Annotated in this window: 16 protein-coding genes; 2 read left to right on the top strand and 14 right to left on the bottom strand. The window is 74.7% G+C overall.

Going from position 1 to position 19,513, the window contains the following annotated elements; genetic code table 11:
- Positions 1–14 precede the first annotated feature (14 nt).
- The 4 genes from ABTX81_RS22405 to ABTX81_RS22390 all read right to left on the bottom strand — a co-directional run bounded on the left by ABTX81_RS22405 (position 15) and on the right by ABTX81_RS22390 (position 4,404).
- Positions 15–821: an enoyl-CoA hydratase/isomerase family protein gene (locus ABTX81_RS22405; protein ID WP_350548392.1), complete on the bottom strand. Its 807-nt coding sequence runs from the start codon at positions 819–821 to the stop codon at positions 15–17.
- A 233-nt stretch (positions 822–1,054) separates the two neighbouring features.
- Complete coding sequence (locus ABTX81_RS22400; RefSeq protein ID WP_350548483.1) at positions 1,055–1,288, bottom strand: helix-turn-helix domain-containing protein; 234 nt, start codon at positions 1,286–1,288, stop codon at positions 1,055–1,057.
- Positions 1,289–1,676: 388 nt separating this feature from the next.
- The gene (gene abc-f / locus ABTX81_RS22395; RefSeq protein ID WP_350548390.1) at positions 1,677–3,275 is read right to left on the bottom strand and encodes a ribosomal protection-like ABC-F family protein; all 1,599 of its coding nucleotides are present in this window, start codon (positions 3,273–3,275) and stop codon (positions 1,677–1,679) included.
- Between the two features lie 208 nt (positions 3,276–3,483).
- A complete protein-coding gene (locus ABTX81_RS22390; RefSeq protein ID WP_350548388.1) occupies positions 3,484–4,404 on the bottom strand; it encodes a hypothetical protein in 921 nt (306 codons plus the stop codon).
- Between the two features lie 388 nt (positions 4,405–4,792).
- Here ABTX81_RS22390 and ABTX81_RS22385 point away from each other — a divergent pair, with 388 nt between their 5' ends.
- Entirely contained in the window at positions 4,793–5,923 is a 1,131-nt protein-coding gene (locus ABTX81_RS22385) for a glycoside hydrolase family 26 protein (protein ID WP_350548386.1), read from the top strand.
- Between the two features lie 27 nt (positions 5,924–5,950).
- On the opposite strand, the gene ABTX81_RS22380 is transcribed toward ABTX81_RS22385, so the two are convergent.
- From ABTX81_RS22380 to ABTX81_RS22340, 9 genes are all read right to left on the bottom strand, one after another.
- Entirely contained in the window at positions 5,951–7,117 is a 1,167-nt protein-coding gene (locus ABTX81_RS22380) for a GNAT family N-acetyltransferase (protein ID WP_350548384.1), read from the bottom strand.
- Positions 7,114–7,881, bottom strand: coding sequence for a YveK family protein (locus ABTX81_RS22375; RefSeq protein WP_350548382.1), 768 nt, complete (start codon positions 7,879–7,881; stop codon positions 7,114–7,116). The genes ABTX81_RS22380 and ABTX81_RS22375 overlap by 4 nt, the downstream gene beginning before the upstream one ends.
- A 67-nt stretch (positions 7,882–7,948) precedes the next feature.
- Entirely contained in the window at positions 7,949–9,082 is a 1,134-nt protein-coding gene (locus ABTX81_RS22370) for a glycosyltransferase (RefSeq protein ID WP_350548380.1), read from the bottom strand.
- On the bottom strand, positions 9,079–9,951 hold the full coding sequence (locus ABTX81_RS22365) for a polysaccharide deacetylase family protein (RefSeq protein ID WP_350548378.1): 873 nt from the start codon (positions 9,949–9,951) through the stop codon (positions 9,079–9,081). Before ABTX81_RS22365 ends, ABTX81_RS22370 begins: the two co-directional genes overlap by 4 nt.
- Positions 9,952–9,982: 31 nt before the next feature.
- A complete protein-coding gene (locus ABTX81_RS22360) occupies positions 9,983–11,704 on the bottom strand; it encodes a lipid II flippase MurJ (RefSeq protein WP_350548376.1) in 1,722 nt (573 codons plus the stop codon).
- Entirely contained in the window at positions 11,701–13,104 is a 1,404-nt protein-coding gene (locus tag ABTX81_RS22355) for an O-antigen ligase family protein (protein WP_350548374.1), read from the bottom strand. The genes ABTX81_RS22360 and ABTX81_RS22355 overlap by 4 nt, the downstream gene beginning before the upstream one ends.
- 8 nt (positions 13,105–13,112) lie before the next feature.
- Complete coding sequence (locus ABTX81_RS22350) at positions 13,113–14,639, bottom strand: exopolysaccharide biosynthesis polyprenyl glycosylphosphotransferase (RefSeq protein WP_350548372.1); 1,527 nt, start codon at positions 14,637–14,639, stop codon at positions 13,113–13,115.
- A 334-nt stretch (positions 14,640–14,973) separates the two neighbouring features.
- Positions 14,974–16,128 (bottom strand): glycosyltransferase, encoded by a 1,155-nt coding sequence (locus ABTX81_RS22345; RefSeq protein WP_350548370.1) that lies wholly within the window; start codon positions 16,126–16,128, stop codon positions 14,974–14,976.
- A 176-nt stretch (positions 16,129–16,304) separates the two neighbouring features.
- The gene (locus ABTX81_RS22340) at positions 16,305–16,745 is read right to left on the bottom strand and encodes an SRPBCC family protein (protein ID WP_350548368.1); all 441 of its coding nucleotides are present in this window, start codon (positions 16,743–16,745) and stop codon (positions 16,305–16,307) included.
- Positions 16,746–16,878: 133 nt separating this feature from the next.
- Between ABTX81_RS22340 and ABTX81_RS22335 the strand changes: the two genes are divergently transcribed.
- Positions 16,879–17,772, top strand: a complete 894-nt coding sequence (locus ABTX81_RS22335) for a HipA family kinase (protein ID WP_350548366.1) — start codon at positions 16,879–16,881, stop codon at positions 17,770–17,772.
- A gap of 98 nt (positions 17,773–17,870) precedes the next feature.
- Here the strand turns inward: ABTX81_RS22335 and ABTX81_RS22330 are convergent, their stop codons facing one another.
- The gene (locus ABTX81_RS22330; protein ID WP_350548364.1) at positions 17,871–19,361 is read right to left on the bottom strand and encodes a S8 family peptidase; all 1,491 of its coding nucleotides are present in this window, start codon (positions 19,359–19,361) and stop codon (positions 17,871–17,873) included.
- Positions 19,362–19,513 lie beyond the last annotated feature (152 nt).

The following is a 19,513-nucleotide window of genomic DNA, read 5'->3' as shown; positions in this document are numbered from 1 at the left end:
GCGGATGCGCCCGATCAGTCGCCGATGCCGGCGAGGTCGCGCAGCCGGCGGGCCTGCGCCGCCCGTTCGGCCGAACGCTGCTCGTCGTAGGAGCGGCCGGCGGCGCCCTGGAGCAGGGCCTTGGTCTCGATGACCGCGTTGCGCGGGGCGGCCAGCAGGGCGGCGGCGAGGTCGCGGGCGGCGGCGTCCAGCTCGGCGGCCGGGACGGCGAGGTTGGCCAGGCCGATCGCGGTGGCCTCCGCCGCGCCGACCCAGCGGCCGGTGGCGCAGATCTCCAGGGCCCGGGCGTAGCCGACGAGTTCGGTCAGCGGCTTGGTGCCGGCGAGGTCGGGGACCAGGCCGAGCGAGGTCTCCTTCATGGAGAACTGGACGTCCTCGGCGACCACCCGCAGGTCACAGCCGAGGGCCAGCTGGAAGCCGGCGCCGACGGCGTGGCCCTGGACGGCGGCGACGGTGACCACATCGGGGCGGCGCCACCAGGTGAAGGCCTCCTGGTAGCCGGCGATGGTCTCGTCGAGCTCCTTGTCGCCGGAGGCCGCCAGCTGGAGGAAGCCGGGCTCGCCGGGGATGCCCTCGGCGGTGAACATCGCGCGGTCCAGGCCGGCGGAGAAGGAGACGCCCTCGGCGCGGAGCAGCACCACCCGGACGGTCCCGGGCAGCTCGCGGCCGATGGCGGTGAGGGCGCGCCACAGGGCGGGCGACTGGGCGTTGCGCCGCTTGGGCTGACAGAGGGTGACGACGGCGAGTTCACCGTCGATCTCCAGGCGGACGCCGTCCTGCTCCCGGTGCGGGGTCTGCGGATCGGTGGCGGGAGCGGTCATGCGGGGACCTCCGGTGGCGAGGGTGCTTGGCTACCGGAGAGTAACAAAACTGGCGGCGCGACGGCAGGGGCCAGCCGGCGGGCGCCTCGCGGCGAAGGGCGGACCGGCCCCGCGCGCGGTCGCGACATGACGATCGGCGGCCGGTTCGCTCTGGCCGGGGGCGGACGATCAACGGTCGTCTCCCCGGTCGGCGCCCTGCCGCCGAGTCATCCGTCCGGTGAATTGACGGAGCGTCAGGAACCAGCTCCGGCAGGAGCTTTGTTCTTGCCCCGCGTGGCACCGCCGCGGCCCCGGAGAATCACCCCGGACTCGCTCAGCATGCGGTGCACGAAGCCGTACGAGCGACCGGTCTCCTCCGCGAGGGCGCGAATGCTCGCCCCGGAGTCGTACTTCCTCTTGAGATCGGCCGCGAGCTTCTCACGCGCGGCACCGGTCACCCGGCTGCCCTTTTTCAGAGTCTCGGCCACCCGTGCCTCCTCGTAGCGTTGCTCGGTCAGATTCCCATGATCACCCATCCACCGCGTCCTGGCCACCCATTCGACAAGGTCCATGTCCGCAACGGACGGTCCTGCGGTGGTGATCCGAGCGCACAAGGGCGCTCACGCTGAGTGCACGCCCCCGGGGGCGTACCGCCGTTCGATGCGAAAGGGCTGATCAGCAGCGTGGACCCGGGCACGATCGGGTGGTGGGCCGACGGAAGCTCCTCAAACGGAATGCGGGACCCCTTCATTCCCGGACACGCCGAAAGGACTAGTTTTTATGGCCCAAAGAACGGAGGCCACGTCTACGCCCGGCCGGGCGGCACGGCGAAGGCCCGGTCGCCCGTACGGACGACCGGGCCCTGACGCCAAGGGATCAGGCCAGCGTGACCAGGTCGGCGTAGGCCGGGCTCCAGAGGTCCTCGACGCCGTCAGGCAGCAGGATGATCCGCTCCGGCTGGAGCGCGTCGACCGCGCCCTCGTCGTGGGTGACCAGCACGACCGCGCCGGAGAACTCGTGCAGCGCGCCGAGGATCTCCTCGCGGCTGGCCGGGTCCAGGTTGTTGGTCGGCTCGTCGAGCAGCAGCACATTGGCGCTGGAGACCACCAGGGTGGCCAGCGCGAGCCGGGTCTTCTCGCCGCCGGAGAGCACCCCGGCCGGCTTGTCGACGTCGTCCCCGGAGAACAGGAAGGAGCCGAGGATCTTGCGGACCTGGACCAGGTCCATGTCCGGCGCCGCCGAGCGCATGTTCTCCAGGACCGTGCGCTCCGCGTCCAGGGTCTCGTGCTCCTGGGCGTAGTAGCCGATCTTCAGGCCGTGGCCCGGGATCACCTCGCCGGTGTCCGGCTGCTCCACCCCGGCCAGCATCCGCAGCAGGGTGGTCTTGCCCGCGCCGTTGAGGCCCAGCACCACGACCCGCGAGCCGCGGTCGATCGCCAGGTCGACGCCGGCGAAGATCTCCAGCGAGCCGTAGGACTTGGACAGGTCACTGGCGGTCAGCGGGGTCTTGCCGCACGGGGCCGGGTCCGGGAAGCGCAGCTTGGCGACCTTGTCGTTGGCCCGCACCGTCTCCAGGCCGGCCAGCAGCTTCTCCGCCCGGCGGGCCATGTTCTGCGCGGCCACCGTCTTGGTCGCCTTGGCGCGCATCTTGTCCGCCTGCGCGTTCAGCGTGGCGGCCTTCTTCTCGGCGTTGGCCCGCTCGCGCTTGCGGCGCTTCTCGTCGTCCTCGCGCTGCTGCTGGTACTGCTTCCAGCCCATGTTGTAGACGTCGATGGCGGAGCGGTTGGCGTCCAGGTAGAAGACCTTGTTGACGACCGTCTCGACCAGGTCGACGTCGTGCGAGATGACGATGAAGCCGCCCTTGTAGGTCTTCAGGAAGTCCCGCAGCCAGGCGATCGAGTCGGCGTCGAGGTGGTTGGTCGGCTCGTCGAGCAGCAGCACGTCGGAGTCGGAGAACAGGATCCGGGCCAGCTCGACGCGGCGGCGCTGACCACCGGACAGGGTGTGCAGCTGCTGGTTGAGGATGCGGTCCGGCAGGCCCAGCGCGGCGGCGATGGTGGCGGCCTCGGCCTCGGCTGCGTAGCCGCCCTTGGTGAGGAACTCGGTCTCCAGGCGGGCGTACTTCTTCATCGCGTTGTCGCGGGTGGCGCCCTTGCCGTTCGCCATCCGCTCCTCGTTCTCGCGCATCTTGCGCAGCACGCTGTCCAGGCCGCGGGCGGAGAGGATGCGGTCCTTGGCGAGCACGTCGAGGTCACCGGTGCGCGGGTCCTGCGGCAGGTAGCCGACCTCGCCGGAACGGGTCACCGTGCCGGCGGCCGGGATGCCCTCGCCGGCCAGCACCTTGGTGAGCGTGGTCTTCCCGGCGCCGTTGCGCCCGACCAGGCCGATCCGGTCACCGGGGGCGACCTTGAAGCTCGCGGACTCGATCAGGATCCGGGCGCCGGCGCGCAGTTCGAGGCCGTTGGCGGAAATCATGGCTGGGTACTACTCCTGGGACGTGGGCGGGCGACCGGACGCGGTCCGGGCCCGTGGACGGGAAAGGGGTCGTCGACGGGGGCTCTGCGGACCGCGTGGGGCGGCGCCGCTCGCCCGTCACACCCCGGAGAAATCAGCCATGGCGGCAAGTCTACCGGCCCGCGCGAGCGACACCGCTGAATTACCCGACCGGGGTACCGCCCACGCCCTACTGCTCGCGCGTGCCGTCGCCGGCGCAGCCGGCCGGGCGCACCGCGGCGAACGGCTCGGCCGCGCTGCCGCAGGCCGCCTCCGGCGCCGCCGCCCAGGTGTCGAAGACCTTGGGCGCGACGATCGGCCCGTCCGAGATCAGCACCCGTCGCCCGTCCAGCGCCTTCATCGACACCCCCGGGCCGGCGTTGAGCTGCCAGCCGGTGCTGTCCAGCCGGTAGCCGGAGATCCCCCCGGAGACCTGCTGCCCGCTGCTGTTGGCGCAACTGCGCGGCACCAGCACCGCGTAGTCGGTGGCGACCGTGCGCTCCGGGTCGTAGACGCAGTTGCCGGCCGGCTTGGAGTTGTAGCGCAGGTCGCCGTCGGCGTCCCGGAAACCCATCGTCAGCTCCGGTGTGACCACCGCCACCCAGGGCGCGGACTCCCGGACGGTGTACAGCGAGGCGGCGGCCCGCTCGGTGGCCAGCTGCTTGCGCTGCTCCTCGGTGCGCTTGTCGGCGCCGGGCTCCCCCGCGCCGCGCAGCCAGTCGGCCAGGCCGGGCACCGCGCGGTGCCAGCGCACCTGCTGGTCGCCGGGCCGCACCGAGGTGACCAGGCCGTCGTCCCAGACCACCACGGCGCTCTCCCCGGCCATCTCCAGGTGGAGCGCGGTGGCGCCCTCGCGCTGGTAGGACCAGGCGTGCTCGCCGGTGGCCCGGTGGTACGCCTCCAGGCCCGGGCCCACCCGCAGGTCCAGGTCGGCCGCGTCCAGGGAGGCCGTGGGGTCCGCGCTCGCGTCCACGGCGCCCTTCGCGGCCACCCGGTCGCCGAACGGGACCGGCTTGTTGGCGTGCGCGGCGGCGCCCGCCACAAGGACCAGCAGCACCGCCAGGGCAGGGAGGATCGATCGGGGGCTGAGGGCACGCGACTTCCAGGACACGGGCGGAGCGTACCTTTCGCCGCCCGCGCGAGTCAGCCGGGCTTTCCCGTACGGCCGAACGGCCGAGCCCCGTCCGCCGGTTCCCGGCGCCCGCTCCGCGCCCGCCCGGCGACCTGCGCCGTCGGGGCCCGCACCGGCCCGGAGGGCCCCGGGACCGGGCGCCGCGGTAGGGCTCCCAGGCCCGTCAGGACTGTTACCGAGGTGATACACGGCACACGCCGGACGGCGTTCTAATATCGCCCACTTTCGGGTGACATTCGGCATTTCCCCGCGCGGTCGGCCCTACTGTCGGCGAGTGGGCCGCCACGCTGCGTGTCCCTCCCGCTCCGCCCAGCCCTGCTCCGCCCAGCCCGTGGCACCGTCCGGGGGCGCCGCCCGAGGAGACACCATGCGATTCGGCCGCCTGGCGCTGGCCGCCGCCACCCTGCTGCTGCTCACCACCGCCAGCGTCCCCGCCGGGACGCCGCTGGGCCAGACCGAGCGGCACGCCCTCTCCTCCGACGCGATCGCCCCGCACGGCGCGGCCCCCCGCCCGAGCGTCCAGCGTCCGTCGCACGAGCCGCCGTTCGGGGCCTTCGTCGGCTCCTGGGACACCTACATCCCGCAGATCGGCCGGTACGCGCAGTGGCTGGGCGACGCCAACCTCCAGGTCGGGCACACCTATCTGGCGGGCAACGGCTGGGCAGACATCGAGGGCGAGCCGATGGTGCTCGCCATGTGGTCGCAGTGGCGGCAGGCCGACCCGTCCCGGATGCTGGTGCTCGGCGTGCCGATGCTGGTGCCGAACGAGGCGAACGTGCCGGACGGCGAGGTGGCCCAGCTGCTCGCCCAGGGCGCCCGCGGCGACTTCGACCGGCACTTCTTGAAGCTGGCCCGCCGGCTGGTCGCCCTCGGCGGCGCGGACACCGTGCTCACCCTCGGCTGGGAGATGAACGGCGTCACCTACACCCACCGCTGCAAGCCCGACCCGGCCGCCTGGAAGACCTACTGGCGGCGGATCGTCACGGTGATGCGCTCCGTGCCCGGGCAGCGCTTCCGCTTCGACTTCGCGCCCAACCGGGGGCTGGACGCGATCCCGTGGACCAAGTGCTACCCGGGCGACGACGTGGTCGACATCATCGGCATGGACAACTACGACCAGCCCGCCGGCGGCACCTTCGACGACTACGTGCGCGAGCCGTACGGGCTGCAGGACCAGGTCGAGTTCGCGGCCAAGCGCGGCAAGCAGGTCTCGTACCCGGAGTGGGGGCTGTTCCGCAACGGGGACAACCCGGAGTTCGTGCAGCGGATGGTGGAGTGGATCCGCACCCACGACACCGCGTACCAGACCGTCACCGACTACTGTCCGCACGGCTTCTGGCAGTGCGACCGCAACCCGCGCTCCAGCGCCCGGTTCCGGCAGCTGATGACCGGCTCCACAGGCGCCCCGGCCCCGACCGCGCCACCCGCACCGCCCGGGCCGCCCGCGCCGGCGGCCCCGACCGCCCCCGCCGCCCCGGCGCCGTCCGGATCGCGGTAGCGGGACGGCCGCCGGGGACGCGTGCGGTCAGCCGCGGCGGCGGGCGGCCAGCGCCTCCTTCAGCCGCGGCGCGCGGGTGCTCAGCAGGTGGACCGCCGCCCGCCGGCCGCGCACCGCGCCGCTCCGGGCGGCGGCCACCGGGGCCGCGCCGCGCGGGCCGAACAGCAGCCGCTGGTTGGACAGCCGGTCCGGACGCCAGCGCTGCTTGTACGGCTCCTGGCCGCGCAGCAGGCTTATCACCGGGATGCCGGCGCCCAGCGTCTCGTCCAGCGCCGCGCCGAACAGCAGGCCCGCGATGTCCAGCCGCTCCCGCAGCCCCGGATGCGCGCCGTACAGGTAGAGGCCGCTGAAGGACGGGCAGAGCAGCACCAGGTCGACCGCCACCAGCTCGCCGTCCAGCCAGAACTGGTGGACGGCCGCACGGCCGGTGGCCACCAGCCCGGCGGTGGACTCGGCGAGGTGCCGGCGGAACCGCTCGCTGCGGTGCTCCGGCGTGACGCCGCGCTCCCGCCACTGCAGGAAGTGCAGCCGCAGCAGCCCGTCCAGCGCCTCCGGCACGTCCTCCGGGCTCGTCGTGCGCACCTCCACGCCCGATTCGGCGATCTTGCGCAGCTTGACCCGGCTGCGCTGGGCGGTCCTGCCCGGCACCCGCTTGAGCAGCTGGTCCATCGGCGCGGCCGGCAGGTACTGGCAGAGCGAGTCGGTGAACCGGCGGCGCCGGCCGCGCCACTGCTCGAAGACCCGCTGGACGGCGGCCTCCGGGCGGACCTCGCGCAGCTCCAGGCTGTGCCAGGGACGGGTGAGCGGCAGCGCGGCGGCGAACTCCTCGGCGGCGCGGTCGGCGCAGTCGTCGTCGAGCAGGACGTCGGTGAAGTCGATCAGCCCGGCGCCGAGGCCGGTCAGACCGCCGAGCGGGCCGCCGCGCCGGCGGAACGCGCCCGCGCCGACCAGCCGGCCGTCCCGGCGCACCAGCACCACCAGCAGCGCGCCGGGGGTGCCGTACTGGCGCCACCAGGAGCGCTGCCAGGCGGCGGACTGGAAGAAGGTGGCCGTCCGGCAGCGGGCGACCAGGTCGTCCCACTCCTCGGCCAGGGTGTCGAGGGCGTCGTCCTCGCGGCGCAGCTCGGCGGTCCAGCGCGGGGCGCGGGCCTGCGCGGGGAGACCGGCGGTGGAGGTGGCGGCCCCGGTGCTCATCGTCCGCCCCCGGCGGCCGCCGCGGCCTTCACCGGCTCGGGCCCGGCTTCGGCGACGGGCCCGGGCTCGGCGCTCTCGGCGACGGGCTCGGCGCTCTCGGCGGCGGGCTCGGGCTCGGCTGCGCGCGGGCGCGGGGTGGTCGCGGCGGGCGCCTGCCCGTCGGCGGATCCGTCGGGCGTGACGGGCGCGTCGGGTCCGGCGGGCGCGGCGTTCCGGCGGCGGGTCATCATCACCAGCGCGCCGATCAGCACGCCGGCCGCGCCGCCGACCGCGACGTCCAGCCGGCCGGAGGGCGTGGTCGGCTTGGCGGGCTCCGCGGCGGCGGCCAGCGGGACCAGCCGGACGCCGGTCTCCCGGCTGCTGGTGTTCGCGAAGGCGACCAGCGAGCGGGCCACCGCGTCCGCCGCCCGGACGGCCTCCTGCCGGTCGGGACCGGTGCCGGTGATCTCGATCACCGGGGCGTCCGGCGAGGTGGTGCCGTGCACCAGGGTCTCCAGCTCGCCCAGGCTGTGCCCGGTCTCCGCGGCGGCCGCCGCGAGCACCTGCGGCCGGCCGGCCAGCCGGCCGTACGCCTGGGCGAAGCTGACCGCGGTGACGGCCTCGCCCTGGGTCTCGGGCACCACGATCACATAGGAGTCGGCGGCGTACGAGGGGTTGGCGACGACGGCGTACCCGGCGCCGGCGACGGCGCCCAGCGGCACCGCGAGGACCACCGGCCACCAGCGGCTGACCAGCCGGCGGGCACTTCGGCGCGGTTCGGTCATGGGGACTCCTTGGCTATCGGGGCCGCCCGGCCGGCGGCCCGGCGGCGGTGGGGGTGGTGCCGCCGCCTCAAGCCCGGGCCAGCCGGTCGTAGAGGGCGCCGAGGTCGGCGGCCACCCGGACGATGTCGTAGTGGCCGACCGCGGCGGGCCGGGGCAGCGGGTCGGGGCGGTGGTCGTCGGGGCGGCCCAGGTCGCGCGGTCCGCACAGCTCGCGCAGCGCGGCCGTGTAGGCGGCGGCCTCGGAGGGGATCCGGCGGGCCTGCGGGGCGGCGCCGGGCGGCAGTTCGTCCAGTGCCGGACAGGCGCTGTGGCGCACCGGCAGGCCGGCCGCGAGCCCCTCCAGCACGCCGAGGCCGAAGGTCTCCTCGGTGGAGGGGGCGGCCAGCGCGTCCAGGGCGGTGAGCAGGTCGGGCACGTCGTCGCGCTCGCCGGTGAGCACCAGGCGGTCGCGGACCCCGAGGCCGGCGGCCAGCCGTTCCAGGGCGGGCCGCTCGGGGCCCTCGCCGACCAGCACCAGCCGGGCCGCGCCGTCCAGCCCGGCCAGCGCCTCCAGCAGGACGTGGAAGCGCTTGCCCGGGACCAGCCGGCCGATCCCGCCGATCACCCGGCTCTCCGGCGGCAGGCCGAGCTCGGCGCGCACCCGGGCCCGGGTGGCGGCCCGGTCGGCGGGCGGGAGCCGGTAGCGGGCGGCGTCGATGCCGTTCGGGATCAGCTCCACCCGGGCCGGCGGGACGCCCCAGGCGTGCAGCGTCCGGGCGACCTGCCGGGAGACCGCGACGGTGGTGGTGCCGAGGCGTTCGGCGGCCAGGTAGAGGCCCTTGACGCCGCGGGTGACCGGGCGGCCCTCGATCACCCCGGTGTGCAGCGAGTGCTCGGTGGCGACGACCGCCCGTACCCCGGCCAGCCGGGCGGCCAGCCGGCCGTAGAGCCCGGCGCGGTAGAGGTGGGTGTGCACCAGGTCGTAGCGTCCGGCCCGGACCTGGCGGGCCAGCCGGGGCAGCGCGCCGACGTCCCGGTTGCCGCGCATGCCGAGGTGGTGGACGGTGACGCCCTCGGCGCGCAGCCCGTCGGCCACCGCCCCGGGGTTGGTCAGCGCGAGCACCTCGCAGTGCTGGTGGGCCGGCAGGTGGCGGAGCAGCAGCTGGAGCTGGCGCTCCGCTCCCCCGGAGGCGAGGCCGGTGACGATGTGCAGGACCTTCACTGGTCGCGCCCCTTCATCGCCCAGTCGCGCAGGCGGTGGCGGCCGCGCTTGGCGCGCAGGCGCCAGGCCCCGTCGCGGTCGCCGACGTAGCAGCGCGGCAGGGCGTACTGGCCGGTGAGCGGGGAGTGCGCGATCGCGACGGCGTAGTCGTAGCCGGCGTCCCGGACGGCGTGGGTGGCGGCCAGGTCGACCGCGCCGTACGGGTAGCAGAAGCCGGTGACCGGGCCGCCGACCACCTCCTCCAGGACCCGCCGGCTCTCCCGGGTCTGGGCGGCGAGCACCTCGGCGGGCAGGCCGGCCAGCGCCTGGTGGCCGAGGCCGTGCGAGCCGATCTCCCAGCCGGCAGCGGCGAGGTCGGTGACCTCCTGGACGGTGAGCAGCGTCTTCCGGGGCCCCTCGCTGTCCCAGTCGTTGGCACGGCCGAGCAGGTCGGCGACCACGTACGCGGTGGCGGTGAAGCCGTACGCCTGGAGAATCGGTACGGCATGGCGGGCGAAGTCGGCGTAGCCGTCGTCGAAGGTCAGGCCGACCAGCTTGTCGGCCCGCCCGGCCGCCCGGGCCCGCATCAGCTCCCGCACCGAGACCCCGCGCCGTCCACGCCGGTGCAGCCAGGCGATCTGCTCGGCGAACCGCTCGGGGCTGACGGTCAGCTGGTACGGGTCCTCCTTCTCGACCGCCACCGAGTGGTACATCAGGATCCACGGCGAGGTGGTGTCGGCGACCGGCGCCTCGGGCAGCGGCCGCCGGCTTCTGGGCAGCTGCGCCGGTGGTCTGCGGGTGCCGGCGCGCGGTGTGTCGGTCCGTGGCGGGTCGGTGCGCGGCAGGTCGGTGCGCGGGCCGCCGGCCGCCGGTGCGGCTGGGCGGCGCACACCCGACGGGACCGACCGGACTGATCCCCGTTCAGCATCCATGGGGAGGCTTCCCTTCATCGGCGACAGGAGACGGTCCTGGAACCGGTCCCAGGACCCGGAGGGCGGCCCGGACCGGGCCGCGCACCTCGCGGGCGCCGAGGCCGGTGCCCAGGGCGGCGAAGGCCAGCGCGACGGTCAGACCGCCGAGCGCGGTGGAGAGCAGGGGATCGGCGGCGAGGCCGGCGGCGGGCGTGCCGAGCGCGGCGGCGCCGGCGGCCGTGGCCAGCAGCCGGGCGTGGCCGCCGAGGACCCGCCGCAGCCGCAGCGGGATGCCGCGCAGCACCAGACCGTGCAGCAGCAGCGCCGCGGTGGCGGTGATGCCGGCCGCGTTGCCGGCGGCCAGGCCGAGGGCACCGAACCGGGGGGTGGCGAGCACGCCGACGGCGACGGTGACGACCAGGCCGAACGCCATGGCGGCGGCCGGGTACCAGTCGAGCAGCCGGCGCCCGCCGTCCTCGGGGCTGGGGTCGCCGGCCCGGCGGACCACCGGGCGCAGCGAGAAGTAGGGGCGGATCATCACCCCGGTCAGCGCCTGGGCGAGCAGCCCGAAGCTGTAGACCCGGATGACGGCGGCGGTGGCGGCGGTGTCCCGGGGGCCGAAGGCGCCGCGTTCGAAGAGCAGCTCGACCACCGAGGGGGCGCAGGCCATCAGGAAGGCGGTGCCGAGCAGGACGACGGCCGCCGCCTGGCCGAGGTCCTTCTCCACCCGGTCGCGGGCGGCGGTGACGTCCCCGGCGGCGAGCGCCCGGGCGACCAGCGGGAAGGTCACGGTGCAGATCAGGATCCCGGCCGTCATGGCCAGTTGGGAGACCTTGGCCGCGTAGTTGAGGTGCGAGATGGTGCCGGGCGGCAGCGCCGAGCCGAGGAACCGCTCGATGAAGACCTGGGCCTGGCGGGTCAGGGTGAACACGCCGACCGGCAGCAGGGCGAGCGGGATCAGCACCAGGGCGTTGCGGGAGCGGCGGCCGCGGGCGGGGCGGCCGGTGCCGGCCCGCAGCCGGCGCAGGAACGGGCCGATCAGCAGGCCGGCCATCAGCAGGCTGCCGAAGGCCACGCCGATCGCGGCGGCGCGCACGCCCCAGAGCGCGTGGCAGGTGAGCAGCACGCCGAGAATGCCGAGGTTGTAGGCGACGTAGATGCCGGCCGGGGCGGTGAACCGGTGGTGGGCGCGCAGGGCGGCGGCGAGGTAGCCGGCCACGCCGAACGGCAGCACGGTGATCGCGGTGATCCGGGTGCAGGTGACGGCGAGCTGGGGGTTGGCCAGGCCGGGGGCGAGCAGCTCGACCAGCCGGGGGGCGCCGAGCGCGGCGCCCAGGGAGAGGGTGGAGAGGGCGAGCAGCAGCCAGGGCAGGGTGGCGCGGACGAGCTGGCGGACCGGGTCGGGGCCGTCGGGGCGTTCCTCGCGGAGCACCAGGGCGAGCGCGAAGGCGGGCACCATGAGGAAGGACATGGCGTCCTCGATGAGCAGCGGTGCGGCGGTCTCGGGAACCGTCCAGGCGACCAGGAAGGCGTCGGTGCCCTGGTTGGCGCCGAAGTAGCGGGCAAGCAGCAGGTCGCGGAGCAGGCCGAGGGCGGAGCCGGCGGCGCTGAGGACGGCGGTGACGCCGAAGGCCCTGGCGAGGAAGCCGCGGCGCGGGCCGGCGGCGGCCGGCGCCTGCCGGGGGGCGGGCAGCGCGGGGGTACCGGGCGCGGTGGGCCGGTCGGTCTTCATGCGCCCGCTCCGATTGTCGCCCGCTCGCCTCCGGGGCGGGCCGGGTGCGGGCGGGCCGTGTGGGCGGCGAGGCCGAGGATGATCGAGGTCAGCACGGTGGTGGCGCCGCCGATGTCGGCGTAGAGGAAGTCGACCAGGACCCAGGTGAGCAGGGCGAGGGCGGCGAGGCCGGGGCCGCGGGCGGTGCGCAGGCAGCCGAGGAGCAGGCCGAGGAAGAGCAGGCCGTAGGCGGCGATGCCGAGGAGACCCTGCTCGCTGAGCACCAGGAAGTACATGTTGTGCGGGGAGAGCAGCGGTTCGCGCTGGAAGCCGATGGTGGCGTCGGCGGCGTCGCTGCCGGAGGAGAGCCGCAACGGGGCGTGGCTGTCGCGCAGTTGCTGGAAGGCCTTGGGGCCGGCGCCGGAGACGGGGTGGTCCTGCCAGATCCGCCCGGCGGTGGCCCACAGGTCGTAGCGGTCGGAGACCGACTGGTCGGGGGCCTCGGAGACGGAGCCGATCGAGCTGAGCCGGGCGGTGACGCCGGAGCCGCCGAGGCCGAACCCGCCGACCAGCACCACGGCGGCGGCCGTGCCGAGGACGGCGCAGCGGACGGCGAGCCGGGCGTCGGCGCGCAGCAGCAGGACGGTGGCGGCCGCGGCGGTGGCGATCCAGCTGCCGCGGCTGAAGGAGACGGCGAGCGGGAAGGCGAGGAAGGCCGCCGCGGCGAACAGGGCCCGCCGCACCCGGGCATTGCCGTCCGGCCCCCGCTCGGTGTCGTCTTCGCTCGCCTCCGGACGCTCCTGGCCCGTCGGCTCGCGAAGGGAGACGCCCAGCGCCAGGGCGGCGAGCAGGCCGTAGCTGACGACGGTGGACATCGCCATGATGTCGAGGGCGCCGAAGGTGCCGACGGCGCGGATCGGGCGGCCGGTGTAGGAGGCGCCGGTGCCGGTGAGGAACTGGTGGGCGCCGACCACGCCCTGGATCAGGGCGGCGAGCACGAAGGAGCCGAGGACGAGCCGCTGGTCGGTGCGGTCGCGCAGGGCGCACAGCACGGCGGCCGGGACGAGCACGAAGACCTGGGTGAGCCGGACGAAGCCGGTGAGGCTGGTCGCCGGGTCGATCGAGCCGACGGTGGCGACGGCGGCGGCGAGCACGATCACGCCGAACCGGACGGCGTCGGCGCGCCCGATCGCGGGCGTGCGGCCGCGCAGCAGGTTCACGGCGGTGAGCGCGACCAGGGCGAGCGAGGCGAGGTCGGCGGCGGTGACGTGGACGGCGGCGGCGACGTCCTTCTCCCCGGTGGGGACGCAGACCAGCAGCACGGTGGCGGCGGCCAGCAGGCTGGGGCGGCGGTGGACGACGCCCCCCGCGCGCCGTAACAGCGCGGCGGGGCGCGGGGGTGCGGCGAGGGTCAGGGCCACGGCGTTGATCAGCTCCCGTCCGGGTGGAGCATGAGGGCCGCGGTGCGGCACAGGATCTTGACGTCCTGCCAGAGGCTCCAGCTCTCGATGTAGCGGTTGTCGAAGCGGGCCCGGTCCTCGATCGAGGTGTCCCCGCGCAGGCCGTTGACCTGGGCGAGGCCGGTGAGGCCGACCGGGACGCGGTGGCGGTCCGCGTACTCGGGGTAGGCCTGGCTGAACCGCATGACGAAGTAGGGGCGTTCGGGGCGCGGGCCGACCAGGCTCATGTCGCCGCGCAGCACGTTCCACAGCTGCGGGAGCTCGTCGAGGGAGCTGCGGCGCATCAGCCGGCCGACGGCGCCCATCCGGTGGTCCTGCGAGATGTTCCAGCGGGTGGCCGACTCGTGCTCGTTGCTCGGCCGCAGGGTGCGGAACTTGAAGACGGTGAAGACCCGGCCGTCGAGGCCGGTGCGCTGCTGGCGGAAGAGGACGCCGGGGCCGGTGTCGAAGCGGACGGCGAGGGCGCACAGGGCGAGGACGGGCGCGAGCAGCAGCAGGCCGATCGCGGCGGCGGTGACGTCCAGGGTCCGCTTGCCGGCCCAGCCGGGGCGGCGCATCGCGGCGCGGCCGACCCGCAGGCAGGGGAAGCCCCAGAGGTGGTCGGCGCCGGCCAGCCGTCCGGCGGCGAGCGAGCCGTACTCCCGCAGCGCGGGGACCAGCCAGACCTGGCAGCCGAGCCGGGCGGCGTCGCGCAGGGTGGCGGCGGTCTCGGCCTCGTCGGCGGCGCCGGCGGTGGCGACCACGTGGTGGACGTGGTGGCGGCGGACCTCGCGCTCCAGGGCCTCGCGGCCGCCGAGCACCGGGAGGTCGGTGTCGCCGGCGAGCAGCGGCGGGTCGGCGTCCAGGAAGCCGACCGGGCGCATCCCGTACTCGCCGCGCTCGCTGAGGGCGGCGGCGACCCGGCGGCCGAGCCGGCCGGCGCCGAGCACCAGGACGGGGCTGGGGCGGCTGCGGCGGATCCGGCGGACCAGGTGGTAGAGGACGGCGCGGCCGCAGACGGCGAGCACCAGCTGGGTGCCGAGCAGGACGGTGAGCCGGGCCGGGGTGGCGGGGCCGGAGTCGGGCCAGTGGTCCTCCAGGCAGCCGGCCAGGCTGATGGCGAAGGCGGCGGCGACGAGGGCCCGCGCGGTGAGCGCGGGCAGTTCGTCGAGCACCGAGAGGGTGAGCCGGGTGCGGTAGAGGCCGCCGGCCAGGTTGAGCAGGATGAGCAGGGGCAGCAGGGCGGCGACGCCGAGCAGCGGCGCGATCCGGACGGCGGGGTCGAGGGCGCGGTTGGCGGTGCCGGTGGCGGTGCACAGGGCGAGCGCGTCGACGGCGACCAGGGCGACGGGGAGCGCGAGCCGGGCGCGGACCGGGCGGCGGTGCCGGCGGGCCGGCGGGGCGCTGCGGGTCTGCGCGGAGCGCGTCGGGCGGTCGAGCAGCCCGGTGGTGGCGGGTCGGCGGGGGCCGGACAGGGACTGGCCGGGCCGGGGCACGCTGTCGTGGTCAATGGTCATCGGCGGACGAACTCCCCTGCTGTGTGCCCGGGGTGACGGCGGTCCGGCACCGGGTGGCCCGGGGCGGCCGTCCCGGCCCGGTGAGTGCGGTCCTGACAGCACCTGCTACCGCTGGCGACTTTCGGTTTTCTCGCGAATTCCCGGCGTACAATCGAAACGAAGCAGGCAAAATCAGACGTTACCGAAAACAGGGTTGAATGCTGGAAATTGACCAGCCGTTTCATTCCAGCCGCCCATTAATAGGTATTTCTGATTTGGCCCCTCGTCCACAACCGGTGGAGGGTGCGAATACGGCAGCGCCTAGGCGGCGGGGCATTCACGGCATGTGAAACGATCAGATCCGCTGCGGGACACGGGCGCGGCGCCGCCCGGGCGCCGGGCCGGCACCCAGCAGGTCCCGGTAGAGCGCGTCGACCTGTTCGACCACCGATCGAACGTCATGGCGGGCCGCGGCGTGCTCGCGCAGCCGGGCGCCGCGCCGCTCGCACTCGATCGGATCGGACAGCGCTTCCGCCATTCGGGTGATGAGCGCGGACACGTCCTCCGGCGGCACCAGGGCGCTCGCGTGTTCGGACGGCGGCAGGCACTCACGGGCCCCGGGCACGTCGCTCAGCAGCACCGGCCGGCCGCAGGCCATCGCCTCCAGCGGGGCCAGCGCCATGCCCTCCCAGCGCGAGGGCAGCACCACCAGGTCGGCCGCGGCCAGCCAGGGCCGCGGGTCCGTGACGTCCCCGACCAGCCGCACCCGGGACGGCTCGGCGCCCTCCCGGACCATGGCGGCCAGCCGGGTCTCCTCCGGACCGCCGCCGACCAGCGCCAGCCGGGCCCCCGGCACCCGGCGGCGCACCTCGGGCCAGGCGGTGAGCAGCACGTCCTGCCCCTTCTGGCGGCAGAGCCGGCCCAGGCAGACCGCGAGCGGCGCGGCCGGGTCCAGGCCGAGCGCGATCCGGGCGGCCCGGCGGTCGGCGGGCGCGTAGTGGCGCACGTCCACGCCGTTGGGCACCACCGCCCAGTCGGCGTGCAGGCCGGCCGCGACGCCGTCGGTCCGCTCCTGGACGGAGACGCAGAGCAGCCGGTGCGCCCAGCGGGTCGCGTAGCGCTCCCAGTGCCGGGTGGCGGCGGCGAGGGCGCCATCCACCGCGGCGAAGGACCAGGCGTGCGGCTGGAAGACGGTCGGCACCGCGCCGCGCACGGCCAGCCGGCCGGCCAGGCCGGCCTTGGCGCTGTGCAGGTGGAGCATGTCGGGCCCGGCGGCCCGGACGATCCGGCGCAGCCGCCAGGCCTCGGCGGCGGTGGCGGGGCCGGGCGAGCGCCGGGCCGGCCAGTCCTGGACCAGCGCGCCGACGGCGGCGGCCTCGTCGGCGAGCCGGCCGCCGCGCGGACAGGCCACCAGCACCCGGTGGCCGGCCTCGCGCTGGCCGCGGACCAGGTCGACCACGACGCGGGCCACTCCGCCGTCGACGGGCTGCGAGATGTGAAGGATCGTCATATGCACGGCGGCGAGCCTAGGGTGGCCGCCGGGCGCCCGGGCGCGTCGTCACCCGCAGGTGGCGGGGCGTCCACCCGTACGGCGCGCGGCTCGTACGGGTGGACGAACTCGTCGAATTCCTGGACGAGTTGAGGGTGAGGTCCGGAAGGCCGGAACTCACCGAACCCCGGTGGACCTCAACGGACCTCGGCGGCCAGGTTGTTCAGCACCTGGTCGTGGATCCGGTTCAGGCCCTTGGGCGCGAAGGTCCGCTCGAAGAAGCCGCCGATGCCGGTCGCGCCCTGCCAGGTGGCCGTGACGGTGACCTTGGTGCGGCCCTCGCCGGCCGCCGCGACGGTCCAGGTGATCACCATGCTGGAGTTGGCGTCCTTCTCCACCAGCTGGTCCGGCCGGGGCGCCGAGACGGTGAACAGGCAGTCGCGGATCCGCTTCTCGGTGGCCTGGAGCTTCCAGTGCACCTGGGTGCCGGCGCCGGTGCCGCCGACCCGGACCTCGTACTCGCTGTACTGCTCGGGCAGCAGCTTGGGGCGGGTCACCTGGTAGTCGGCCAGGGCCTCGTACACCCGCTCGGGGGCCGCGTCGTAGACCCGCTCGGTGGTGGCCTGCACCTGTCCCATGGTCGTGCTCTCCTTGTACGGTCGTCCGGCGCCGGGCGGTCGTCCCGGGTGGTACCGGCAAGCCAATCACAGCGCACCGCGAACGGCGGGCGGCGCCCTCCCCGCCGGAGCGGCGGGGGTTAGGGTGGCGGATGTGCTCGAACAGGTGACAGCAGTGCGCTACGTCGACCCGCTGCGGGCCGGCGGTTCCGTCCCCGGCGTGGTGGAGACCGACGACCTGGGCACCTACGTGGTGAAGTTCCTCGGCTCGGCCCAGGGCCGCAAGGCGCTGGTGGCGGAGGTGATCGTCGGCGAGCTGGCGCGCCGGCTCGGCCTGCCGGTGCCCGAGCTGCGGCTGGTCGACTTCGACCCGGCGGTCGCCGACGGCGAGCCGGACCCGGAGATCCAGGACATCCTGCGGGGCAGCCGCGGGCTCAACCTCGGCATGGACCTGCTGCCCGGCGCCCGCGACTTCCGGCCCGGTCTGATCGAGGTCGACCCGGTCGAGGCCGGCCGGGTGATCTGGCTGGACGCGCTGACCGGGAACGTCGACCGGACGGTGCACAACCCCAATCTCATGGTCTGGCACCGGCGGCTGTGGCTGATCGACAACGGCGCCGCGCTGGTCTTCCACCACCGCTGGTCCGCCGCCGAGGGGTCGGTCGGCAAGCGCTACGACCTCAGCGCCCACGCCCTCGGCGGGTACCGCCCGGACGTCCGGCTGGCCGACGAGGAGCTCGGGCCGCAGGTCACCGTGGGGCTGCTGGAGGACGTGGTGGCGCTGGTGCCGGACGCCTGGCTGGCCGACGAGCCGGGGTTCGGCTCGGTCGGGGAGCTGCGCCGGGCCTATGTGAACCACCTGGCGGCGCGGGCGGTGCTCTCCGCCGAATGGCTGCCGGAGGGGTTCTCCACCCCGGAGCAGTTGCGCGAGGCGGAGCGGCGGCGGGCGGCGCGGAGCAGGGCGGGGCGGCCGGCCTGGCTGCAGGAGGTGCCGGACCTGCACGGCAAGCCCTCGGTGGAGACGGTCTGGGAGCACCACTTCGAGTGAGCCGGCGGCGCCGGGAACGCGGAACGGGGGCGGGACTCGATGTCCCGCCCCCGTTCCGGTGGCCCGGTGACTCAGGGTGTCAGCCGGTCAGCCGTGGCTCACCGCCACCACTGGGCCGCCTTCTCGGCGTTGATGATGCCGGCGCCGTAGAAGCCGTTGTCGTCCGCGCCGCCCTCACAGGTGGCGGACCACTCGCCGGCGCCGCCCGGGTTGTACGGGGCGGTCGGGCAGGCGTGCGACTCGGCCTGGTTGGTCAGCAGCTCGGTCAGCTCGTCCGCGTTGGCCCACGGGTGGGTGCTGGCGAGCAGGGCGAGCACGCCGGCGGCGTGCGGCGAGGCCATCGAGGTGCCCTGCATGTAGCCGTACTTGCCACCCGGGATGGTGGACAGCACGCGGCCGTTCTGGTCCGGGGTGTTCGGGATCTGGTAGCGGCGGTCGCCACCGGGGGCGGCCACCGTGACCTTGTTCTTGCCGTAGCTGGAGTAGTACGACTTCTCGCCGTTGACACCCACCGAGGAGACCGCCACGACGCCGTCCAGCTCGGTCGGCAGGTTCAGGCAGTCCTGGGTGATCGGGCGCTCGCCCGGGGTGGTGTCGTCCGGGCTGGCGACGTCCTTGGTCTTGTGGGCCAGGTCGATGTTCTCGTTGCCCGCCGCGGCCACGTTCAGGACGCCCTTGCGCTGCGAGAACTCGACGGCGCGGCGGACGGCGGTGGTGATCGCCGCCTGGTCGGCGTCGTTCTGGCAGTTGAACATCCACGGGTCGACGAAGTAGCTGTTGTTCGTGACCTTGAACTTGTGCTCACCGGCCCAGACGAAGCCGCAGATGGCGTACTCCGGGTAGATGAAGCCGCCGTCGTCGACGACCTTCACCGCGGCGAGCTTGACGTTCGGGGCGATGCCCTCGATGCCCTTGCCGTTCTTGGCGGCGGCGATGGTGCCGGCCACGTGGGTGCCGTGGTCGCCGTCGACGCCGGGCTGCCAGGCCTCCCAGGCGGTGTTCGGCTTGCCGCCGTCGATGCAGGAGACCGACTGCGAGGCGTCGATGTTGGCGGCGAGGTCCTCGTGGGTGCCGTCGATGCCGGAGTCCAGCACACCGACGGTGACCTTGTTGCTGCCCAGGGACAGCTTGTGCGCCTTGTCCACGCCGATCTGGCGCATGTCCCACTGGTTGGCCCAGAGGGGCTCCTCGCCCGCGGCGGAGGCACCGGCCGGAGCGGCGGCGACCTCGGCGACACGGTCCTCGGAGGCGGTGATGCCCTTGGTGCGGCTGGCGCCGACCGACTCGACACCCTTGGCGTTCCGCAGCTTGGCGGCGAACTGGGTGTCGGTGGAGCGCGCGATCACCACACCGATCTGCTCGTAGGAGTACACCACGGTGCCGCCGAGGGCCGTGATCGCCTTCTCGACCTTCTGCACCTGGCCGTGGTTGGCCTTGGTGTTGACGACGTAGCTGAGCAGCGGACCGGTCGTCGACTCCGACCCGGAGGCGGCGACGGCGGTGCCGGACGGCAGCGCGAGGGCGCCGGCGGTGGCGAGGACGAGGCCCACCGCCGCATACCGGGTCCGGCTGATCCGAGGAACACTCATAGGGGTTGGCCCTCCCGAGTCGTCATGCAGCAGCTGCGGTTGGCAGGTGCATTTGGAATGATCGGGACGCTAGTGAACAAGTGTGGCAATCCGCAAGAGGTCGTCATCTAATCGTCACAAGTCGGCCATCCGCGGAGGATATGACTCCGCCT

The sequence above is a fragment of the Kitasatospora sp. NPDC097605 genome (assembly GCF_040302725.1).
In the GTDB taxonomy this organism is placed as follows: domain Bacteria; phylum Actinomycetota; class Actinomycetes; order Streptomycetales; family Streptomycetaceae; genus Kitasatospora.
This window is presented reverse-complemented; position numbering and strand designations above follow the sequence as displayed.

What these genes read in the sequence shown, in the direction of transcription:
- ABTX81_RS22405 (WP_350548392.1), bottom strand. Translation starts at nt 821, where the DNA reads ATGACCGCTCCCGCCACCGATCCGCAGACCCCGCACCGGGAGCAGGAC.
- abc-f (WP_350548390.1), bottom strand. Translation starts at nt 3,275, where the DNA reads ATGATTTCCGCCAACGGCCTCGAACTGCGCGCCGGCGCCCGGATCCTG.
- ABTX81_RS22385 (WP_350548386.1), top strand. Translation starts at nt 4,793, where the DNA reads ATGCGATTCGGCCGCCTGGCGCTGGCCGCCGCCACCCTGCTGCTGCTC.
- ABTX81_RS22380 (WP_350548384.1), bottom strand. Translation starts at nt 7,117, where the DNA reads ATGAGCACCGGGGCCGCCACCTCCACCGCCGGTCTCCCCGCGCAGGCC.
- ABTX81_RS22375 (WP_350548382.1), bottom strand. Translation starts at nt 7,881, where the DNA reads ATGACCGAACCGCGCCGAAGTGCCCGCCGGCTGGTCAGCCGCTGGTGG.
- ABTX81_RS22360 (WP_350548376.1), bottom strand. Translation starts at nt 11,704, where the DNA reads ATGAAGACCGACCGGCCCACCGCGCCCGGTACCCCCGCGCTGCCCGCC.
- ABTX81_RS22350 (WP_350548372.1), bottom strand. Translation starts at nt 14,639, where the DNA reads ATGACCATTGACCACGACAGCGTGCCCCGGCCCGGCCAGTCCCTGTCC.
- ABTX81_RS22345 (WP_350548370.1), bottom strand. Translation starts at nt 16,128, where the DNA reads ATGACGATCCTTCACATCTCGCAGCCCGTCGACGGCGGAGTGGCCCGC.
- ABTX81_RS22340 (WP_350548368.1), bottom strand. Translation starts at nt 16,745, where the DNA reads ATGGGACAGGTGCAGGCCACCACCGAGCGGGTCTACGACGCGGCCCCC.
- ABTX81_RS22330 (WP_350548364.1), bottom strand. Translation starts at nt 19,361, where the DNA reads ATGAGTGTTCCTCGGATCAGCCGGACCCGGTATGCGGCGGTGGGCCTC.